The sequence below is a fragment of the Micromonospora sp. NPDC047557 genome, from assembly GCF_043205095.1.
In the GTDB taxonomy this organism is placed as follows: domain Bacteria; phylum Actinomycetota; class Actinomycetes; order Mycobacteriales; family Micromonosporaceae; genus Micromonospora.
The window spans coordinates 1-19,651 of sequence record NZ_JBIDDK010000024.1; the positions used below are offsets into that span (position 1 = coordinate 1).

12 protein-coding genes, 1 tRNA gene and 1 pseudogene are annotated in these 19,651 nt (G+C 64.5%); 3 read left to right on the plus strand and 11 right to left on the minus strand.

Annotation, left to right across the window (positions count from 1 at the left end):
- Window positions 1–991: 991 nt before the first annotated feature.
- Window positions 992–2,938 carry a hypothetical protein gene (locus ACGGAQ_RS31600; RefSeq protein ID WP_393055615.1) on the minus strand — a complete coding sequence of 649 codons (1,947 nt, stop codon included), beginning with the start codon at window positions 2,936–2,938 and terminating at the stop codon, window positions 992–994.
- Between the two features lie 417 nt (window positions 2,939–3,355).
- Between ACGGAQ_RS31600 and cutA the strand changes: the two are divergent.
- Window positions 3,356–3,676 (plus strand): annotated as a pseudogene (cutA, locus tag ACGGAQ_RS31605) (divalent-cation tolerance protein CutA); the annotation flags it as partial.
- A 3-nt stretch (window positions 3,677–3,679) separates the two neighbouring features.
- On the opposite strand, the gene ACGGAQ_RS31610 reads toward cutA, so the two are convergent.
- Window positions 3,680–3,997, minus strand: coding sequence for a tol-pal system YbgF family protein (locus tag ACGGAQ_RS31610; RefSeq protein WP_393055618.1), 318 nt, complete (start codon window positions 3,995–3,997; stop codon window positions 3,680–3,682).
- Between the two features lie 651 nt (window positions 3,998–4,648).
- Window positions 4,649–5,194 (minus strand): DUF1877 family protein, encoded by a 546-nt coding sequence (locus ACGGAQ_RS31615; protein WP_393055621.1) that lies wholly within the window; start codon window positions 5,192–5,194, stop codon window positions 4,649–4,651.
- A gap of 83 nt (window positions 5,195–5,277) precedes the next feature.
- On the opposite strand from ACGGAQ_RS31615, the gene ACGGAQ_RS31620 reads away from it, so the two are divergent.
- Window positions 5,278–5,595, plus strand: coding sequence for a hypothetical protein (locus ACGGAQ_RS31620; RefSeq protein WP_393055624.1), 318 nt, complete (start codon window positions 5,278–5,280; stop codon window positions 5,593–5,595).
- On the opposite strand, the gene ACGGAQ_RS31625 is transcribed toward ACGGAQ_RS31620, so the two are convergent.
- Complete coding sequence (locus tag ACGGAQ_RS31625; RefSeq protein ID WP_393055626.1) at window positions 5,538–6,341, minus strand: hypothetical protein; 804 nt, start codon at window positions 6,339–6,341, stop codon at window positions 5,538–5,540. The two genes, ACGGAQ_RS31620 and ACGGAQ_RS31625, sit on opposite strands and share 58 nt — an antisense overlap.
- Before the next feature lie 192 nt (window positions 6,342–6,533).
- Between ACGGAQ_RS31625 and ACGGAQ_RS31630 the strand changes: the two genes are divergently transcribed.
- Window positions 6,534–6,968, plus strand: coding sequence for a toll/interleukin-1 receptor domain-containing protein (locus tag ACGGAQ_RS31630; RefSeq protein WP_393055690.1), 435 nt, complete (start codon window positions 6,534–6,536; stop codon window positions 6,966–6,968).
- Between the two features lie 736 nt (window positions 6,969–7,704).
- Here ACGGAQ_RS31630 and ACGGAQ_RS31635 read toward each other — a convergent pair.
- The 7 genes from ACGGAQ_RS31635 to cmk all read right to left on the minus strand — a co-directional run bounded on the left by ACGGAQ_RS31635 (window position 7,705) and on the right by cmk (window position 19,647).
- Window positions 7,705–11,400 carry an AAA family ATPase gene (locus ACGGAQ_RS31635; protein ID WP_393055629.1) on the minus strand — a complete coding sequence of 1,232 codons (3,696 nt, stop codon included), beginning with the start codon at window positions 11,398–11,400 and terminating at the stop codon, window positions 7,705–7,707.
- A gap of 9 nt (window positions 11,401–11,409) precedes the next feature.
- Window positions 11,410–11,781 carry a hypothetical protein gene (locus tag ACGGAQ_RS31640; RefSeq protein WP_393055632.1) on the minus strand — a complete coding sequence of 124 codons (372 nt, stop codon included), beginning with the start codon at window positions 11,779–11,781 and terminating at the stop codon, window positions 11,410–11,412.
- A 944-nt stretch (window positions 11,782–12,725) separates the two neighbouring features.
- Window positions 12,726–13,805, minus strand: coding sequence for a hypothetical protein (locus ACGGAQ_RS31645; protein WP_393055635.1), 1,080 nt, complete (start codon window positions 13,803–13,805; stop codon window positions 12,726–12,728).
- Window positions 13,806–14,070: 265 nt separating this feature from the next.
- Window positions 14,071–16,023 (minus strand): DUF262 domain-containing protein, encoded by a 1,953-nt coding sequence (locus tag ACGGAQ_RS31650; protein ID WP_393055637.1) that lies wholly within the window; start codon window positions 16,021–16,023, stop codon window positions 14,071–14,073.
- A 1,281-nt stretch (window positions 16,024–17,304) separates the two neighbouring features.
- Window positions 17,305–17,378, minus strand: a tRNA-Pro gene (locus tag ACGGAQ_RS31655).
- 188 nt (window positions 17,379–17,566) lie between these two features.
- Window positions 17,567–18,970 carry a ribosome biogenesis GTPase Der gene (der, locus tag ACGGAQ_RS31660; protein ID WP_393055640.1) on the minus strand — a complete coding sequence of 468 codons (1,404 nt, stop codon included), beginning with the start codon at window positions 18,968–18,970 and terminating at the stop codon, window positions 17,567–17,569.
- A complete protein-coding gene (gene cmk / locus ACGGAQ_RS31665) occupies window positions 18,967–19,647 on the minus strand; it encodes a (d)CMP kinase (protein ID WP_393055643.1) in 681 nt (226 codons plus the stop codon). The genes der and cmk overlap by 4 nt, the downstream gene beginning before the upstream one ends.
- Between the last annotated feature and the right edge of the window lie 4 nt (window positions 19,648–19,651).

Sequence of the window (19,651 nt, forward strand, 5' to 3'; positions counted from 1 at the left end):
TGCTCCGCCGCCTTGCCCGAGGCGAAACCGCCACCCGCCAACAACGCCGCACCTTCAACACACCCGACTGACAGCAATGTGAAACACGCTCTTAGGCATGCAAGGAAGGGTTGACTCTGGGCGTTGCATCTGTCTGCTTAGATGTTCTCGTGCTGAATCCCCTCCTACAGCTGGCTCTGCTCGCCCCAGCTCCCTCCCCCAGCGCCAGCCCGACACCCAACCCAAGCCCTAACGTCACCCAGCTCCCGAGCCTGCAACCTACGCCGGTTGCGACTCCTAGTCCGGTATTTGTGGTTTCCGACCAGGGGCATGACTTGTTTGACTACCTGAGCATTGGGCTCAGCACTGCTGTCGGCTTGATAGGGCTAATCCTTGCCTACAGGGCATACAAGGTTGGTGTTGATGCCTACAGAGTCGCAAAGGCCCAGAGCAGGAACAACTTCGAGATGGAAATCCTCCGGGAGTTGGTTGGAGTCCTCGACCGAGTAGTAATAGAGAATAAGAGGAACGCCCGAAATCCGCTGCTGCCAGACACGGGTGGGGTTTCCTTCGCTCGCCTTCCATTGTTGCCCAAAGGAGAATTGCCACTTTGGAGATCAGTGTCTAGGTGGCGAGAAGACAGAGACACAATGGACGACATTCGAGCCGACCCTCACTTCAAAGCAAGGCTCACGCGGCATCAGGAGGACGATTCAGACCGTGCGTTCAGTACGAATGTCTTAGGTGCGCTCTACGACGAACTGCATGATGCAATGCGGAAGCGACTTGATTAACCCTTGACTTCATCCGCTTCAATGGTCTACCTGGAACGTGACTGGTTCGACTTGGCAAGCCTGATCTTCAACACCTTCGCCACTAGTGCAGGTCTAGTAGGTCTATTTATTGCCGTACGCGCGTACAGGGTAAGCGTGGATTCCGCTGACGGGATACCCGACGACCTCATCTCGTCGGTCACGGGCTTTGAGCATCACACATGTAGAGCGCAGCGCTATTAGGTCGAATCCCCTTCTGCGGCTGACAGAATAAAGTCGTCGTTCATCTTGATCACCAGGGCGACGATCAACCTCAGCGCCGTGATGTAGGTGCGGAAGTGCGCTGCCTCACCGTCTGCGTTCGCCTGCGTCCCGTGAAGGTACTTATTTCGCAGCTCTGGCCCATTACTGAACTCCACCTTATTAAGGTAGTAGTTGAAGTAGCTGCTTTCTGGCACGGACAGCAGCGACGTGGACCGGGTCACCCAACCCTTCGCAACCATCGAGTCGATCTCGGCCCGTCCCTGATCCGAGAGGTGGTAGTAGCTGACCGCTTGAGTACTGAACAGTGACCTCAAAATTAGGAACTGCTCCCGGCTAGCGACCTGAACGCGCGCGCCGGTGTCCTCAAGTACGCCGAGCGCAATTAGATAGTCGACTGTTGGCCTATGGTGTTCCGCAAAGTCGGCGTAGGACACCTCATTCTTAACAAGGAGCTGCGCGCCGCTCCGGGCGTTCAGTGTCTCACTGATATATGCCAACTCGGATTGGTCGGAGAAGAGTACGTGGAGAACGTTGGCGATCTCCTTGCCTTCGACCGGGTAAGCGTACTTCCCGCCCAGCAAGCTCGGTAGCTGCTTATAGAGGACCGGATCAGATGTGACTGCAAGAAGGTCCCTGTCAAGCTCGCCATTCTCTACGTACAAGGCGAATTGCATGGCGACGCTCTCCATCTCGGCAAAGAGGTGCCTAACCTTCTGGAGGTAGGACGAGCCACTACTTGAAGGCGAGAAGGAAAAGCTAGATACACCGAACTCTTCGGAAATATACTCTTCGAAGAACCAGGCGATTACTGCTTCCAGGTCTATGTCTTTCGAGGCCAGATAGTGGTGGTAGAGGTGTGTCTGGAGCAGTGAACTCATGTCAAGAGCGCGGAATACATCACCAATGCAGTAGTCGGTCTTGCCTGTAGTCGTCAGAAACCTTTCGAGCACACCTAGGTTCGCCGGGTACGAAGGAAGCGTGAGAAGGACGTTATCGTCGGCGAACTCGAAGAGGTGCTGGAAGTTGTTCAGGATGCTAGGGTTGTCCAGGGTCTGATCGACCCAACCGCGGCTATACGTTAGCTTAGCCACCGTTCCATCCATCTCGACCTTGACCGGATCATCTTGAGTCTCAGAAATGCTTACTTCGCAGCCGGTCTTAATCCCCGCGTTGTCGCGGAAGAACTCCTCGGTCATTTGGTCTTTGCGTCGCTTTGCCCTCAACTTGAGCTTGGCGTCGACGCCGGTTTCACTACTCACTCGGGCGGTCTCAATCAGCCCGATGTAATTGAGGTTCGCCCCGGCGCTATCGACATACCCTTGCAGCAACTCCCGAGCGTCGACGGAGGAGAAACTTCTCGGAAGATAGACTTCGTTCCTGGCGTCCTTGTGCATGTACTTCCGTACCACATGCTCGGCGTTGCTTACCTCAGACATGAGGACGTCGCGCAGCTCACTGTCGTATGCCTGCACAAGCCTCTTGTTTCCCAGCATCAATCCGAGATTGACACCTGTAGCATTGAGGGCGGATAGCATATTTTCTGATTTGCAGCGCTCGAACGCCTTGTTTCTGCCAAGGAGCTCAATGAGATCGCGATGAAAATCGCGGTCTACCGCAGTGACGAAGTTTTTGACATTTGTGTCGTTGATGGCCGTGAAGAATCTCGCAATTACGCCGCGCATGGCCGGGATCTGCGCTCGGGCATGCGCGCGTTGACTTTCGGTATAGTCCGCCGGGAAGAGTCCAGCTTCGACGTACTGCTGGACGTTGTACAACTCGATGATGTCTGCGGCACACGTCGGGGGGTCCGTACCGTCGAACCGCTCAGCGATTTCGGCGGCGCGGCCAGATTGCCAGTATGTCGCAAAGTCTGTGGTGCCGTAGAACCTGACGCGCCGAACGGCCGGATCCTCGGTAGTCATCTTCCTCCACCACTTACAGATTGAGCCGCACGGTAGGTCGAAGCACGCCTAGGTTACAGAGCGTGTCCGGCACGCTCAAGGTCGGTATTGCTGAAGGATGGACAACTTGACGGCGAGGGGCCGGCCGGGGAGAGGGGATGCTTAGGTGCGTTGATCGGCCAACGCAGGCAAATGGCATACGTGACAACCCCTGATCCAGACGCGGAGTGGTGGACGACGTCGGAGGTCGCCGAGTACCTCGGCGTCCAGGTCGGCACCGTGAGTTCCTACCGGAACCGCGGCCAGATGGCGGAGCCTGACAAGACGCTCGGCCGCACCCACCTGTGGCGCCCGCAGACGATCACGTCCTGGCATGAGGGTCGGCCCCGGCCCGGAAGTCGCGCCGCTGACGCGAGCAACGGTCAGCCCTGGACCGTCGTCCAGGTCTCGACGGCCGTCGAGACACGGGACGCAGCCGTCGAGCTGGCGCGCCTTGTCGTTGAGGCGAGGCTCGCGGCCGGCGCGCAGATCGTCGGGCCGGTCATCTCGGCGTTCTGGCACCAAGGCGAGTTCGGCACCGGCGAGGAGTGGCAGCTCCTCCTGAAGACGCATGCTCAGCGCTTCGAGGATCTGCGGGCGTTCCTCCAGGACCACCACCCTTGGCAGAACCCCGAGATCGCGGCCGTGCCGGTCGTGATGAGTTCGGACGAGTACGCCACCTGGGTCGGCAGGACACTCCTGCTGGACGTGGAGCCGTAGCGGCTACGCCCTGGAGCGTTCCAAGACTTCCCGGACTCCCGGCACGGCAGCGTGAACCCGCAGCCGTTGCAGGACTGGGTCGAGACGCTGACGCGGTCGCACGGAGGCGACGCCTTCGGAAAGGTCCAGCACGCGGCCAGCGACCCGGGCAGCCTCCTCCGGCTCACCCGCCGTGGCATAGGCGTCCGCCAGCCAGCACGAGTAGAGGGCCTTGTCTCGGGCGTGGGCGTCATCGAAGCCTGCTAGCACGTCCTCCAAAAGCGGAACGGCGCGCAGCGGCCGGCCAAGCTCCGCCCAGCAGCGGCCCGTCATGATGGTCACCTCCTGGTCGTCAACCCACGTCGACCAATCGGGTTCCTCGGTCGCGTTGCGACGCTCCAAGGCGGCGCGCGCCGTTGCCAGTGCCGCGTCAGTCTCACGGGCGTTGCCGACGACAGCATGCGCCCAGGCTCGACGCTCGTGCAGCAGAGCGGTGACGGTGGCCGGGGAGTCGTCGCCTCTTGGGCGGACGGCGGCTTCGCCTCGGGTGAGACACCGCGAAGCATGCCGCCGAAGGCCTGCCCATCGGATCATGGCCTCTGACGTGCTCGGGGTAGGTCCCGTAGTCGCGGTCCAGGCGGCGGTGGGCGGTGAGCCGGGCCAGGCTCCGTTCCACGGCCCAGCGACGCGGATGCACGACGATGGATACTTCCCTGGTCTGCCCACGCACTGCGGAGAAGGCAGCATCGGCTCGATGCTCCCCCACTGCCATCCGGTCAGACGGGTAGCGCCGCACTCGATCCATGCCTGCCTACCGACCGAGCTGCGTCCAGCGACCGGGCCCACTGTGCGACACAGTCGACCGGCCCACATTCCAAACGCGCTCTCAATAGAGCGGTGCAGATGCGGCACCAAGCTCTTTGCTGACCTGATGCCGCATCTGCCTCGAATAAGTGGTGCGCATCCGACGCTAGTGTTGGATCATGCGCCGTTTCAGCCAGCCCAGAAAACGGTACATTGGTTATGGCGGGCGGCCGCATCAAAGAAGGCTACCAAACCGTGATACCTTTCGCCCACGACCTGCGCGGCATCGTGCACTACCTCGTCAGGGATAGCGATGCGGCCCCCCTTCGGCAAAGCGATCGATTTCAGGTAGTCGGGGGAGCTTGGGTCAAGGTCGACGTGTTGGCCATCCTCCGCATCGAGCACGGCCCGCATATGCGGCACCAGGAGATCAAAAGGCACTCGATTCAGGTGCTCGGCCCCTTGCGCGACCTCGTCTACGTTTAAGTGCCGTGAGCGAATTTCGTCTCCCCATGCCCTGCGCTCGTCTGGAAAGAGCGATCCACCGGTGATGGGATTGACGGGAAAGCCCGCAGCATCCGTGAGTGCGGCGAGCCTCCTCCAATCCCGATCCAGGTCCAGGCGGCGCACCGGATCGAAGTCCGCAAGCCGGTCGTATGCATCCGCGACTCTCAAACGACGGATCTCTTCCAACTCGCCGATGCTAAGCCGCGCAAGATCCCCTAGCACACTCACCGCAACCCCCAATCACTATCATGGCCGTAATCAGTTTTCGCTTGCCATTATTGCGGTGCGGATAGCCATTTTGGTCGACGTAGATGGCGCTGGTCGTGCAGCCGAACGACTGGGGCAAGAAGGTCAAGGCGATCGCCAAGGGCGACACCGCGGCAAGCGACCGAGCATTGGCCTACCAGGAGTCCTGGACGAGGTTCCTGGAGGCAGTCCATGACCGCAAGCTCGGGTGGACGACGTCGACCAAGGGTTCGCCGCAAGATTGGCAGTCCCTGCCCGCCGGTACGAACGGCATGTCATACACGTGCACGTTCGGCCGATCCGGCCTGTCGAGCGAGATCTTCTTTCAGGACCCCGATCCCGCGGCTGCCTCCCGTAGGAGGTCGAACATGAGCCGGGTGTGAGGCTTGAGCACGCCTCTGCTCAGGTAGTCCGCTTCGCGGAACAAGAGTTGACGTTGACCGTTGCCAATCTCCCGGTCGAGGATACGCCGTAAAGTCCGCTCGACCCTGGCGGAAAGATCGTCCGCAGGCCGATCGGCAAGCAGCGTCAGGGCACGATGGAGCGTGGCCTCGGCGTCCGGCAGATAGAGGTAGTCCGCACCGGTTGGTAGGCGCTGCTGCGACAGATCGACGCCGTGGCGGAAGGCAACGTCGGTCAGATCAGCGCCTGAAAAGTCGTTGCCGTGGAAATCGTTGGATTCCCTTAACGCGAGCGCCCGGTATCCCGGTGGCTCCGGTCGTCCCTGCTTCTGGAGGAAAGCAAGGTCGCTGGCAAACCGTCGATCGGAGCCGGGAGGTGGAGCGCCCCAGAACGTTGTTGACCCGATTCGGCCGGTGAAGATGCAGTCGACCAGTTCCAAGTAGTCCGCTGTCAGGTCACGTATGTCGGTGTTTCGGAAGGTGCACCCGACAAATCGCGAGTAGCCGGTTGAGCCTCTGAGCACAACATTGTCGAAGGAGCACTGCACGAACTGCGATTGTTCCATGCCGGCACCGAGCGCTACCTCTTGGAAGCGGAGCCCGTCGAAGCGGCACCGTTCGAAGTAGGCACCGAGGCTGACAAGCCCGTTCAGCCCGTGCGTGGAGTAGTCCATTTCGACAACATGCTGGTGCTCGACAACCAACCGGTGGTCCTTCTCAGCTGCCACGATCCGCCCTGCCGTTCTATTTCTTCCATTTGTACAACGCGTAGTCGCACGTGACATAATCGCCGCCCTTTTTAACGTGGCTCCTCTTCGCCTTGGGTGTGGTCAGCTCGATCAACTTCCCGGTAAGCGTGTCGAGGAAGTCCGGGCCGACTCCTCGATAGATGAACCTTCCGGGGTAACGACCTCTCTCAGCTGGACACCTCCGAGGTCAGCGTCAAGTACGACGCCTTCGTGTCCTACCAGGCCGACAACCGCCGCGAGGCCATCCAGATCGTCGACGGGCTTTCCCAGGCCGGTCTGCGAATCTTCTTCGACCAACACATCAGTCCCGGCACAGACTGGCAGGAGACGCTGAACAGCGCCCTGAGCTCGTCAAGTGTCCTGCTCCTCTGCGTCGGGGCGCGCACCGGCGAGTCGCAATGGCAGACGCGGGAGTTGGACCTCGTACTCGATCGGGCGGAAGCGTTGATCATCCCCGTCCTACTCCCTGGCACAGATCTCTCCACCGCTCCCAGCTTCGTTCGGCGCCGGCAGGGGGTTGACATGCGCGACGGCGTCTCCGAGGAGGGCGTAAACCTGCTAATCCGAGCTATTGAATCTCGGCGCCGGCGCCCCTCCCCCTCGTAGGCGGCAGACAAGGAACCGCGGCGGCAGGCCGCCCCGTTTCAACGTACCCGTCGGCTTGATGGTCCGCCTCGACATGGGGTTCATCGTCCTGTGGTGTTGCAGCGTCTCTGACGACGACCTGCTGCGGGATCGGGTACGGATGGCTGACGGATCCCTCGCGCGTCGGCATGCTGCTCTTCGACCAGACACCAACGGGACCTCCGGGACCTAGCTCTCTGTCCAAACCTTCCTATGCAAGTCGGCTAGCGTGACGGCGAGGTACTCGCCCAGGCAGCACTCGTGGGGAACGAGAAGACTTGAACCGACAAGAACCTCTTGTCGAGCCTCGTTCAGGGCTTGTCATTGCTTGTCAAAACCCCTTGTTACCGAAAGCAGCCATCCTGGCCTTGTCATTGACTGTCAGAAGTAGGCGATGAGCTGCGTAGACATAATCAGGCGATGATCGCTACTTGTCACTCATTGTCAACCACGGGTGGGGGTTTTCGGGGGTAAACGGGGACCGACAGGACGTCGCCAGGTCCACCGCGTCCCGCTCCCCCATCAGCAGAACACCCGTCACCAAGGGAACGGCGCGTCCCGACCCATCGCGACACGCGCTGACCCCAAGCAAGGGACCTGCTCGTCTACGACGTGCCGCTGCTGCTCGGCGAAGAGGAGGGGTACTTCGGCGAGCCATGGGGCTGGGCCTTGTGGCTACAGCGGTCAGCTCGAGCACCGATCATGAGAGTGACCACTTCTAATCGTCGGCGAGGCCATTGCTAAGGATTCGGACCAGGTCGGCGTCGCCGCACAGCTCGGCTTCGGCCAGGTATAGGCGAGCATCATAGGCCAGGTGAACCGAGCGGCGGACAATCCGGGCGCCGGCCAGCTCGAGCTGGTCGATCACCGTCGCCCAAGTGTCGAACGGCAGCCCGGCCGCCCATGCCCGTACGGTAGACCGCCAGAACTCCACCGGGTCGGCGTTCGCTGGGGCAAGCGCGGAAATCGCGACACCGCCGGGCGGCTCAGCCAGGGCAACCCGCAGTAGCACCAAGTTCGCGGTGTACGCCGCGAATCGGGCCAGGAGATTCGGCGGGGTGGGCTGATAGTCGGGATAGGCAAATCCGATAGTCGGCAGGGCGGCCTCGGCCAAGGCCGACTCCAGCAGCCTGGGGATGCCGCTGCGCGACGCCTGCGAAAGCGCCCCGGTCAGGTCCATCGCCATGGTGAGGATCGGAAGCCGCGCCGAGAGCGGCTGGTGGGACAGCAAGGCGCGCAGCATGTCATATGAGGGCCGGCCCCCTGGGGGCCATGGCACCTTGGCGAGCTCGTCCAGCAGGCGTACCAGGTGTGCCGCAGCAAGGTATTCGGCGATAGTGGCGTGCAGAAACTCGTACGAGCGACTGGGCGACCCGGCGTACGTGCTGCTGGAGGTGTAGACCAACGGATAGCGAGCGAGGAGCGCCGCGGTCCTGTCCCCGCCCGCGTCCAACGCTGTGAGGTCCCGGGCTACCTCGTCCTCGCTCACCATCAAACGCCCACGGTTGAATCCGGCAAGGGCCAGGATGCCGAGCTGCCCCAGCTCATCGTCGACCGATCGGTTTGGGGCAAGAGCCAACTCCCTGCGGATGACCCTCTCGACGAGGGCGCCGTACAGGTCGACCGGCGTGGCTTCTTGATCGGCACCGTTGTGGGCGAGGTGCAGCGCGAGCAGTAGAAGCAGCAGCGGACGGTCAGCCATCTGCCGATACGGCTGAACGGCCTGCACGGTTATGGGCACGAGGCTGCGAGCGGCGATCTCGTCGGCGTTGGTCTGATTCCACACATGCAGCCACCGCGTGATCCGTTCGTCGTCGAACGCTTCGAGTAGCGCGACCGGAGTCTGCTCGGGAAGCAGCAGGCGATCGGACGGGGCCGACCGGCCGGTCACGATCACCGCTACCGGCCGGCCGAGCTGAGCCTCGATCTTCTGGAACTGCGCCAGCTCCGCGAGGTAGCTCAGGCGCTCGGCGCCATGCCCGCCCATCTCGTCGACGCCGTCGAGCAGCAGCACGCGCACGGTGGTGTCGCCATAGGCGGCCAGCTCTGACCAGGCGATGCGGCCGTTGCTGGTGTAGTGCAGGGCCTGCTGCACCTGCTCGTATACCGGCGCGTTGGGGTCGACGGTGCGCAGAGGCACCCGCACGGTGGTGAAGTTTGTGGCCGGCAGTTGCGCCGCGAGGACTTTGAGCAGCATTGTTTTGCCGCTGCCGGGGGCCCCGAGAACGAGCAGTGGGCGCTCGACCGAACCGGGCTGGGTAAGGTGAGCGAACAGAAAGACATCGATATCATCACGCGCCGACTGGCTGGCCCACCAACCGTGATCCCAGATCGGCTGGCCCGGTTTGGCCATCGCCGCTCGATACCGAGGGGTGAGGTAGGCCTCCTCGACGGTCGGGCTGTGCACCCCTTCCGTAGGCGGAAATAGCGGCCTTTGCAGCTCAGCACGATGCATCTTGACGAGCATCGCCTGCGGCGCCGGCAGCTCCGGGAGCGGGTCATCGGACAGCAGCTCGACGAGGCCTCGCAGCGCACTCGTCTGCTGCCGGATCTCGCCTTGCGCGCGGGCGTGTTCAGCAAGCAGGGACCATGTAGCAAGTTCGGGCAACGATACGGCAACCCGCACGTAGTCCTCGGCGCACCTGCGCAGCGCGTCGTTGAGAGTCATAGTCGAGTCGATATGCGGGGCGATGTCGGCTAGCACGGCTCGTACCAACGCCTGGAAGCGGTCATCGCGCTTCTCCAAGAACTTCTCGGGCGGCCCTAGGCTCGTGGCGGCCAACTGGCTGACACCAGGAGCCGGCACCGGTGGGCCGCCGTATGGGCCGGTCGGCAGTGCCTCGTCAATGGCCTCCAGTAGCGCCTTGACTGCGACGACCGTGTGGATCGCCAGTGTGGCCTGCCGGCGACGCGGCCCGGTGAGCTCGGCCACCCGCGGCACGGTCGCGAGCAGCCGTCGTGCCAGCGCTGCAGCGTGGGTCAGGTAGTCGCGCCATCCCTGCGCCGTGCGATTTACCCCGTAACCCAACAGCTTGACTGTCTCTTGTCGGAGGGTAGGTGCGAGCGGCAGCAGCGCCTGCGCCGCACCGCGAAACGTGTCAACGGCGGGCGGCGGCTGCTCGGGCACACCCATGGCGCTCTCCGGCTCGGGGCGTAGCCGCAGCAGTAGCTCAGGATCGATGTGGGGGTAACGCTGCGACGCCTCGGACAGCATCGTGAACATTCGGCCACGGTGGGCCTCGGGCAGCTCTAGCGGCACGGCGCCGGCCCACGGCTCACCCACTGCGGCGCCGCGTGCCAGGCCGGGCAGCTGCAATGCGATGAAGTCCTCAGCCAGGCGGTCCGGGTACAGCGGGGTGAGCACCGTGCCAGACCGCGCCGGCGGATAGCACAAGCCGTGGTCCTGAAGAATCAGTTCACCATCGCTGCGTGTATCAGCCAGTCCGGCAGAACGCAGCGCCTTGATCCCATCGCCACTGCTTACCGCCCCGGTGAGCGTGGCGACGAAAACGGTGCGGCGCATGACGTGCTCACGGGTGCTGATTCGGCCCTTCGCGTGCATGTCAGACCAGTGCTGCTGCTCCCGGCGTAGCAGGTAGTCAGAGAGTTCGTCGGGCGCGCCGGGTATCCTGGCGCCGCTCCTGGCCGCGTCGACGGCGACGAGCGCCGCCATGTGGGTCTCCAGCACCGAGTCGAACTTCGAGTCGGTCAGGTCCATGAGCGGGTGGATCGCCTGGGGATCGGACACACCCATGGCCTTGGCGAAGCAGTCCCGGGCGGTGTCGAAGACCAAACGCCGCTCAGCGGAGCTGGCCGCCACTGCGTCAAGTCGCTCAGTCCGCGCACGATAGCGATGGATGTCTACGATCGTGTGCCGCACCCCGTCCCACCAACTGCTGGGCCGGGCCAGCAGTAGTACCCGGATCAGTGGGTGCTCGACGCGGGTCAGCCGGCCGCAGCAGTCCATAAGCAACTCGGACGGCCACCGCTCGGCGTAGTCGATCACTACTAGTAGCCCCGGCGTGTCGCCCGGTCTGCGTAGGTCCAGCAGCGGCTGGTGCCGGCTGGTGTCGGCGAATGCCTCCCCCACCTGCCAGCCAGCTTGGGCCGAGTCGGCGGCGAACTTGTCCGCAAGCCGGGTCTTACCGTGGCCGCCAGGGGCGTGTACCAGCAGAACCGCGCAGCGCATGCTCTGATCGTCGCGCCATGCGCTCAACTCGCCCTGTAGCTCCGCGCGCCCGTGGAACGGCACGATCCGGTTGCGCACGTCCAGCAGCTGGCTGGGCGCCAGATCATGCGGCGGCACTGGGTCGGGCGGCGCCCATCGGCTGACCCGGTACGAGCCGGGCCGGCCGTAGTAGACGTGCATGGTGTCCGCGGCGAATACGTCCCGAGCCTGCAAGTGCTCATCCACCGGTCGGTCTCAGTCCTCGTCGTAGTGGTGGACGGTCATCTCGTGCGCGTTGTACGCCGTCGTGGCGTTGACATTGAACACCGAGCCACCCGATGGCGACGGCGCGGCTTGACCGGCCGCAGGGGGCAGGCTAGCCAGGCTGGCTGCAGGGTCCTCGGCAGTGGCCGGGCTAGTGGGTCCGGCTGCCTGCGTGTCCGTCCCGCGCCGCGACGCCCACAGGCTCCCGATACCAAACGCGACGGTTAGCATCACCCCCGCCACACTCGACCACTTGTCAGACTTGTCGAGCCCTTGCCACATCAGGAACGCCACCCAACTGGCTGAGGCAACGCCGAGCAGGAAACATGCGACCGCTAGGGCTGCAGCGCGTAGTCGAGTCATGACCCTTATGATTCCGTGTGCACCAGCACTGCGGTAGCCCGGAAGGTCACCGATGGTAAGCCGCTTGCTAGACCGGCTGCGGACGGCTGCGGTGATTACCATGGTAATGACCATTTCTGGTCACCACCAAGGGATCGCCCCCCTGCCGGTCACGTCCACACCTCCTGGCACTGCTGGAGACGTTGGGCCGCGGACTTCGCGTAGTCGGCGAGCGGGTTCGCTGATAGTAAACTCTCAGCCGGCGCGTCCCCTTATTCAGAACCAGGCGCTTGTGGGGAACGAGAAGACTCGAACCCACGAGAACCTCTTGTCGAGCCTCGTTCAGGGCTTGTCATTGCTTGTCAAACCCCTTGCTACGATCCGTAGCGGCCGCAGCCTTGTCGTTGGTGCGCTGAGCTGCACCGACAGGGCCAAGCGGCAGCCGTCGTTTGTCACTGATTGTCAGCCGCCAGCGGGGGTTTTCGGGGGGTAAACGGGGGGCGGAACGCGGTTGCTCCGCTCGACACGAACCACAGACGCTCGTGCCCTGCCCTCCTCCGCTGTCCGGTGGCAACCCCACTGCAGAGATCGACAGCAATCGAGGAGGCCATTCACCTCAACGGCGTTGGGCATTCCCCGGCAGCGCGGATACTCTGGGCCACGCCGCACAGCCCGGGCGCGGCACCAAGCTCCAGATCCTTTCTTCGCGCCTCCTGCACACGTCGGTCAGCGTGACGGCGCGATAGTCGCCGGGGCAGCCCTCGTGGAGAACGACGAGCCTTAACCCGGATGAGCCTCTGTCGAACCTCCCTCACCCGCAGCACAGCGGTCAGCTGAAGCCGCTGATCTTGCCGCTCGGTAGGGTCAGCGAGCCTCGTCGCCCGTGCTCAAGAAGATGCGCTCCCCTCACCCGACCGAGGTGCGGCGGGCGTGATCACGAAGAGAAAACGGGCTCCATGACACTCTCAGGGGAGGCCGAATCGCTGGATCCGGCCGACGTCCATGATCAAGCGCTCCAATGGGTACCGGACGAATGCCTGAGGTAGGACGAACTCCGTCCAGAGACGCCGTTGATCGACGAGTCCGACGAAGGAGAAGTCCTGAGCGAGCCGGCAGGCGGTAAAGAACTTCGTGGACGCTGTGGCTCCGGCGGGTGCAAGAGCTTCACCCACCGCCATCAGCTCCGGCGACTCCATCAGGATCCGACGAGGCACCGACGCCACGCACCCCCCATCGCCCTTGCCGCCGTCGAAGCCAAGTTCGACGAGGTCCTCCTCTGCGTATCCGAAGGTGAAGGCCGCCATAGCATGAGGCTCCAGGGACATCGACCGCCCCGAATGCTCGGTACGGGCGAGCAGGTAGTTGACCTGCAGAGACAGGGCCCGATCCAGAATCAGTCGCGTCTCGGCGTCGGTGTACCTGGCCTGGCGCGTGGCTCGAGCCAACCAGCTCAATTCTGGGCCAAGCTTCCGCAGCTTGTCCTGTGCCCTCCTGACGGGCCTCAGCAGTTGCGGCCGCATCCAGTCGGGAATATCGGCGACGGACAGCCGCCGGCCTTCGCTTGCCAACCAATCAGACAGTACGGGTACCTCGACGGACGCCACGGTGACCTCACCGGTCGGCTCGAATGCATATTCGTCGCCATCGCCCAGCATCGGACGCCAGTTGGCGCTGAACAGATGCCGGGCCACGGCACCGCTACGAGCCCGACCGTCATCGACCTCGCCGGTCACCTTTTGCATCGGCAAGGCCGGTGCGCCATCTGATCGCGCGGGGTGAGCCACAACCACAGCGGTCAGGTCAACAGCCGCATCCGTGGATACCGACGTCGAGCCTTCTACTGCCTCGTCCGCCGTATCCCGCCTCGGCCGGTAACTCAGTACGGTCGTGACGATCGCCAGCCCCAGGTCCACGAGGCCCGCGACCCCTCCGACAACGTTCGCATTACCGACTAGGGCGCTGTCGGCCGCGTCGCCAGCGAACATCCACACCGCCGCGACACCCGCCAACACGAGGGCCGCCACAGAAAACGCGACGACGGCCACCCGTCCAATCCTCATAGACGTAGATTGTGCCCTCCGGCGTCGACCGAGGTGAGGAACCTAGCCCAACTGGACCGTCGATGACTGGCGGCCCACGCCTACGAGGCCCAGAGGGTAGGCATGGGCAAAGACCAGTTCCGGGGCGCGTGCTTCCACGCGCCGAAAACAACACGGGTGCTGGAAGGACGCCGACGTGCTGTTCGAGCGCCACGAGGGGCCGATGTCGTGCGGAAGGCTCCGGCCGCCTTCCGCTGGGACAGCCGCCGAGTCACGTCGGGTCGTGGGCGGCGTTCGTTGGCATTTCATCCCGGGTCGGTTGGGAAGGTATCGAAGAGCCGCCTGGCTGCGTCGTTCCCCCTGCGTGCGCGTGGGCCGGCGGACCGGTCCAAACCTGGCATATGTGTTCCGTCAGTTCTGCTGCCCGCGCCTCGATATCGGCATCACGCCACGCGTCAGGATGGTCCTTGATCAAGTCCTTCGACAGCACCAGCAGGCTGTACTTCTCTAGGAGACTGCGCTTGCCCAAGCCGACCTCGCCTCCGGAGGTCATGCCCGCAGCCTCCGTGTCGGTCCACGGTCGATTCGACAGAGCCCCGTTGAGGCTCTTCGCTACCAGGGTGAGGTTGCCAAGGGTCTGAATGCGTCGGTCACGGTCCGCCGCCTGCTCGGGCGTGAGCCGCGGCTCAGGGTTCCAGTGGGTCTGCCACGACCGGGGCATGATGTGTTCGATCTCGAGCTTGGCCGGGAGCGTGATGTTCTCGTGGAACTTGGTGCGAAGCTTCTTCTCGATCGCCTCCAGCACGACGCGCAGACGCGTTTGGCGCAGGTATCCGTAGAGCTTGAGCGAGGGAAGCTCGGCCTTCATGGTGGCGTCGGTAGGCCACAGACGCGCATCTGCCCGCTGGTTCGCGAGGAAGTTCCAGACCGCGTCCCCCGCCGTGTCGATCGGTGACCGGTCGAGGAGCTTGAGGATGGAGACCATGGTCTTGTTGACGTCCTTCATCGTCATCCGAAGCAACGTCCGGCGCATGACCCAACTCTCCAGCGCCTCGAGGGCAATCTCTACCTGCTTCTCGGGCACCTTATGGTTGTCCGACAGCAGCCACAGCAGCAGCGGGCTTGTCGCGGCGAGTCCCATCGTTTCGATGACCCGGGAGTAGAACGACCCTTGTGCCGTGTCCTCGGGGAGATTCGCCAAGGCACGGTAGGTGTCAGCGTCCTTTCGGAATTCGCTCAGGAGCTTGTTGGCGCCGTCAGGGCTGGACATATAGGGCCCGGCATGTTCGGTGAACACCCGGAAGACCTGCTCGGTCTTCACCTCGTCTCGCAACCGCATGGTGAGCCAGTACTGCACGAAGATGTCGATGCGGGAGCGCTGGTGGCGGCCCTGCACGATCTCGGCCCGCCACCAGTCATCGTCGAAGTCGACCCAGTGTGTCTCCGACCAGTCCTCGACGTCAGCGCCGGCCTTCACGCCCCGCTGGAACACCCAGTTCTTGATCAGGTCGGCCTTGAGAAGCGGCGTCCCGCGGTCGTTCAAGGTCTCGAAGATCAGCTGGGAGTCGTCGTGGCCTGTCAGATTGATCGCGACGATGTACAGCCCATCGCGCAGCGTTGCCGACAGCGCCTCCGCACGGGCCTGCTCGGAGCCAGGCGGGGTGTTGCCATCGTCGTCATGCGTCCCGGTGAGCCACGCGTGAGCCTCGTCGGAGAAGAACTCGTGGGCGGAGATGATCCGGTGCTCCCCCACCCAGCCGGGCTTGGGATCCATCGCCTGGGCAAACGCAGGTCGGTCATGCTTCGACGGCCACAACTTGAACCGCTCAGGCTTGCCCTTGAAGGCGGACGAGCGGTTGAGAATGAGCCCTTCGAGGTCTTCAGCGAGGAAGTCGTGCCCACGCTCGTCGACTGCCGCCTGGACGGCATCGATCATCAGTTGGATCGTGGTCATGCGCTGCTGCCCGTCAATCACCAGGTGCCGAGTGACATCCCCTACCACCGGAGGCTTCGACTCGTAGACAACCGCGCCCAAGAAGTGATGTGGCACAACCGGCTCAGCGCCGGCGGCGACGACACGGCTCTCCGCGACCCGAATCACGTCGGCCCACAACGGCGCCCACTGATCTTCCTCGTTCCAGACGTACGGCCGCTGGAACGGCGGAATCTCGTAGTGCACCCTGCCGTCGAACAACTGACGGGGACTCAGCGCGTCTGCCTTCACTGGTGCCACTCCCACTCAACCACGACGAGGACCTATGCCATCCTGCCAAAGGGCTCCGACAGCCTGACCCCCGACGGACGCCCGGAAGTACGGGCCGAGGAAGCAAGGCTCCTCCTATCTCCGTGGCTGCTGACAATCGGCTCAGGTGGACTCATGGTGGCGGTGGCCGTTTTCATCCTGGTCCTGATGGGATCCGACCGAGCGGGTCGCCCGAACTACTCGTCCTCATGATCGCGCTGGTGCCGATCAAGCTCCCGCACCACCTGCATTGCCCGCCGATGCCGCCACGCCAACTCAGCGAACAGGCCATGCGGTCGGGGCTGCCGCGGAACCGACTCATGGCGCGGTTGAGACAAGTCCCGGATGAACTCCCCACCTGTGACCAGGAAGATCAGCACGTACGGGATCAGGAGGCACCCAACCAGCGCCAAGCATTCCGAGCATGGCGCGATGCTACGTAGGTGACCCGCCACCCGGTGTCCCCGACCGCCCTGCCCGATCGGTCGTCGGGGTGGGCCCGGTCGGCGGCAGGGGTGGACAGGTCAGGTCGGACCCCGCGCCACTCGGGGAGTGAGAACTGGCGGCGGTGATTCGGGCGCCCGCAACTCGGTCGTTGAGGAGGCCCGCGCCGGCTCGGCGACCGGGACGCTCAGGACTTCGTCGCGGCCTTCATCGATACCGCTGGCAAAGCTGATCACCGAGCGCGACATACCGGGACGCCACAATCACGGGCGAAGTGGTCTACGTCGAACTCGACCACTGCCGACTGTCGGCTCCGCCTGAAAACTGACCCCGTGGAACCCGCCCGGAACAGAGGGGTCAAAGTTCAGCCGGCGTTGACACCGACCGGTTCTGGCCACACCGCTGTACGGCCTGCCGATCCTGGCCCAAGCCGACACCGCCATCATCGAATGCTCAGGAAGTAGTCGCCCGAGCCAGGCCGACGTCGCCCTCTCCGTCGACGGGATGACAGGTTCCTCCACTGTCCACCGGTCAACTCGTGAAGCCCAGGACCAGAGAGCGCCAAGGGATCGCGCCTCGCATTTAGACTCGCCGAAACACCCGGTGTACCGACAGCTGGCAACATCTGCAGCGCTTGACGCGCAATCAAGAGCAAAACTGCCGCTCCATCCGGGGCGCAGATGAAGCGGCAGGTCAGAGCGTTGTGCAGCGGGCACGTCAACGGCCAACCATCCACGCGGTTACCGCCAACAAAGATCATCCGTTACCGGATGTTACCGCCGTTACCGGAGAAGATCTTCATCTCCCCAGGTCAACCGGTCGGGACGGCCGGATTCGAACCGACGACCCCTTGACCCCCAGTCAAGTGCGCTACCAAGCTGCGCCACGTCCCGCCCCCGCGTGGTTTCCCCCGCGACAGCCGGTACAGCTTAGCGCAGCACCTCCCGGTCGTCCGCACAGGCCCCACCCGGGTCGTGCGGGCCGCGAACCACCGCACACCGCCTAGAGCGTCCTAGGAGGGTGGGGTAAAGAAATGCCGGATGATCCCGAAGGATCATCCGGCATTTCAGGGCGTGCAGGGTCAGCCGTGCGCCTTGCCTCGGCCGCCGGGGCCGAGCTTCTTGCGGGGGCGTACGGAGATCTCGATGGGGCTGCCCTCGTACCCGAACTCCTCGCGGAGCTTGCGCTCGACGAAGCGCTGGTAGCCGGCGTCCAGCGGGCCGGTCGTGAAGAGCACGAACCGCGGCGGCGCCACCCCGGCCTGGGTGGCGAACAGGATGCGTGGCGCGCGTCCGCCGCGCACCGGGTGCGGGGTGGCCTGCACCAGCGCGGTCAACCACTGGTTGAGGTGCGCGGTCGGCACCCGGGTCTCCCAGCTGGCGAGGGCCTTGTTCAGGGCCGGGGCCAGCTTGTCCACCGCGCGGCCGGTCATCGCCGACAGGTTCAGCCGGATCGCCCAGGGGATGCGGCGCAGCTCCCGGTCGATCTCCTTGTCCAGGTAGTACCGGCGGTCGGCGTCGACCAGGTCCCACTTGTTGAACGCGATGACGAGCGCCCGGCCCGCCTCCGTGACCATCGTCAGGATCCGCTGGTCCTGCTCGCTGATCGGCTCGCTGGCGTCCAGCAGCACCACGGCCACCTCGGCGGCCTCGATCGCGCCGGCGGTACGCAGGCTGGCGTAGTACTCGGTGCCGCTGGCCTTGCCGACCCGCTTGCGCAGACCGGCCGTGTCGACCAGCTGCCAGGTTTGACCGCCGATGTCGACCAGGCTGTCCACCGGGTCCACAGTGGTGCCGGCGACCGAGTCGACGACCGCCCGCTCCTCGCCGGAGAACCGGTTGAGCAGGCTGGACTTGCCCACGTTCGGCCGACCGACAAGCGCCACCCGGCGCGGCCCGCGCGGCCGGTTCTCCACGATCTCCGGGGCCTCCGGCAGCGCGGCGAGGATGGCGTCCAACAGGTCACCGGAGCCACGCCCGTGCAGCGCGGACACCGGGAACGGCTCACCGAGACCGAGCGACCACAACGAGGTGGCCTCCATCTCGATGGCCGTGTTGTCGGCCTTGTTCGCCACCAGGATCACCGGCTTGGCGCTGCGCCGCAGCATCTTCACCGCGGCCTCGTCCACGTCCGTGGAGCCCACCATCGAGTCGACCACGAAGAGGACCACGTCGGCGGTGACCACCGCCGTCTCGGCCTGCGCCGCGATGGCCGCGGCCCGGTCCTTCGCGTCCGGTTCCCAACCGCCGGTGTCCACCACGGTGAACGACCGGCCGTTCCACTGCGCGTCGTACGGCACCCGGTCGCGGGTCACGCCGGGGACGTCCTCGACGACCGCCTGTCGACGGCCGATGATCCGGTTGACCAGGGTGGACTTGCCCACGTTCGGACGACCCACCACGGCCACCACCGGCTGCGGGCCGGTCGGCTCCTCGACGGCGACGTCGGGCTCGCGCAACTCAACCCATCCACCTGGATCGCTCATGCCACGCCCCGCTCGGTGAGCAGGTCACGCAGCCGGAGCACGACCTCGTCGATGCCCAGCTCGGTGGTGTCCAGCACGACGGCGTCCGGCGCCTGGGCCAGCGGGTTGACCTTGCGGGTCGAGTCGAGCCGGTCCCGGCGGGCCAGGTCGGCGGCGGTGGCCGCCACGTCGGCGGCGTCCTCGGCGCTGCGCCGGGCGGCACGGGCCGCCTCGGAGGCGGTGAGGAAGACCTTCAGGTCGGCGTCCGGCGCCACGACCGAGCCGATGTCGCGGCCCTCGACCACCATCCGACCGGCGTTTTCGATCATCTCGCGCTGTCGGGCGACCAGCAGCTCACGGACCGCCGGCACCGCGGCCACGGCGGAGACCGCCCCGGTCACCTCGGGGCCGCGGATCTCCGCGTCCACGCCCACGCCGTCGACGCTCACGGCGTACCCCTGCGGATGGGTGCCGATGTGCAGCTTGACCTCGCTGGCGACCTTGGCCACCGACGCGGCGTCGGTGAGGTCCACGCCGGAGCGCAGCACGGCCCACGTGATCGCCCGGTACATCGCCCCGGTGTCCAGGTAGCGCGCACCGATGTCGGCGGCGAGCCGCCGCGACACGGTGGACTTACCCGAACCGGACGGCCCGTCCACAGCGACCACACATCGCCCGGCCCGTACGTTTTCCTCCACCGTG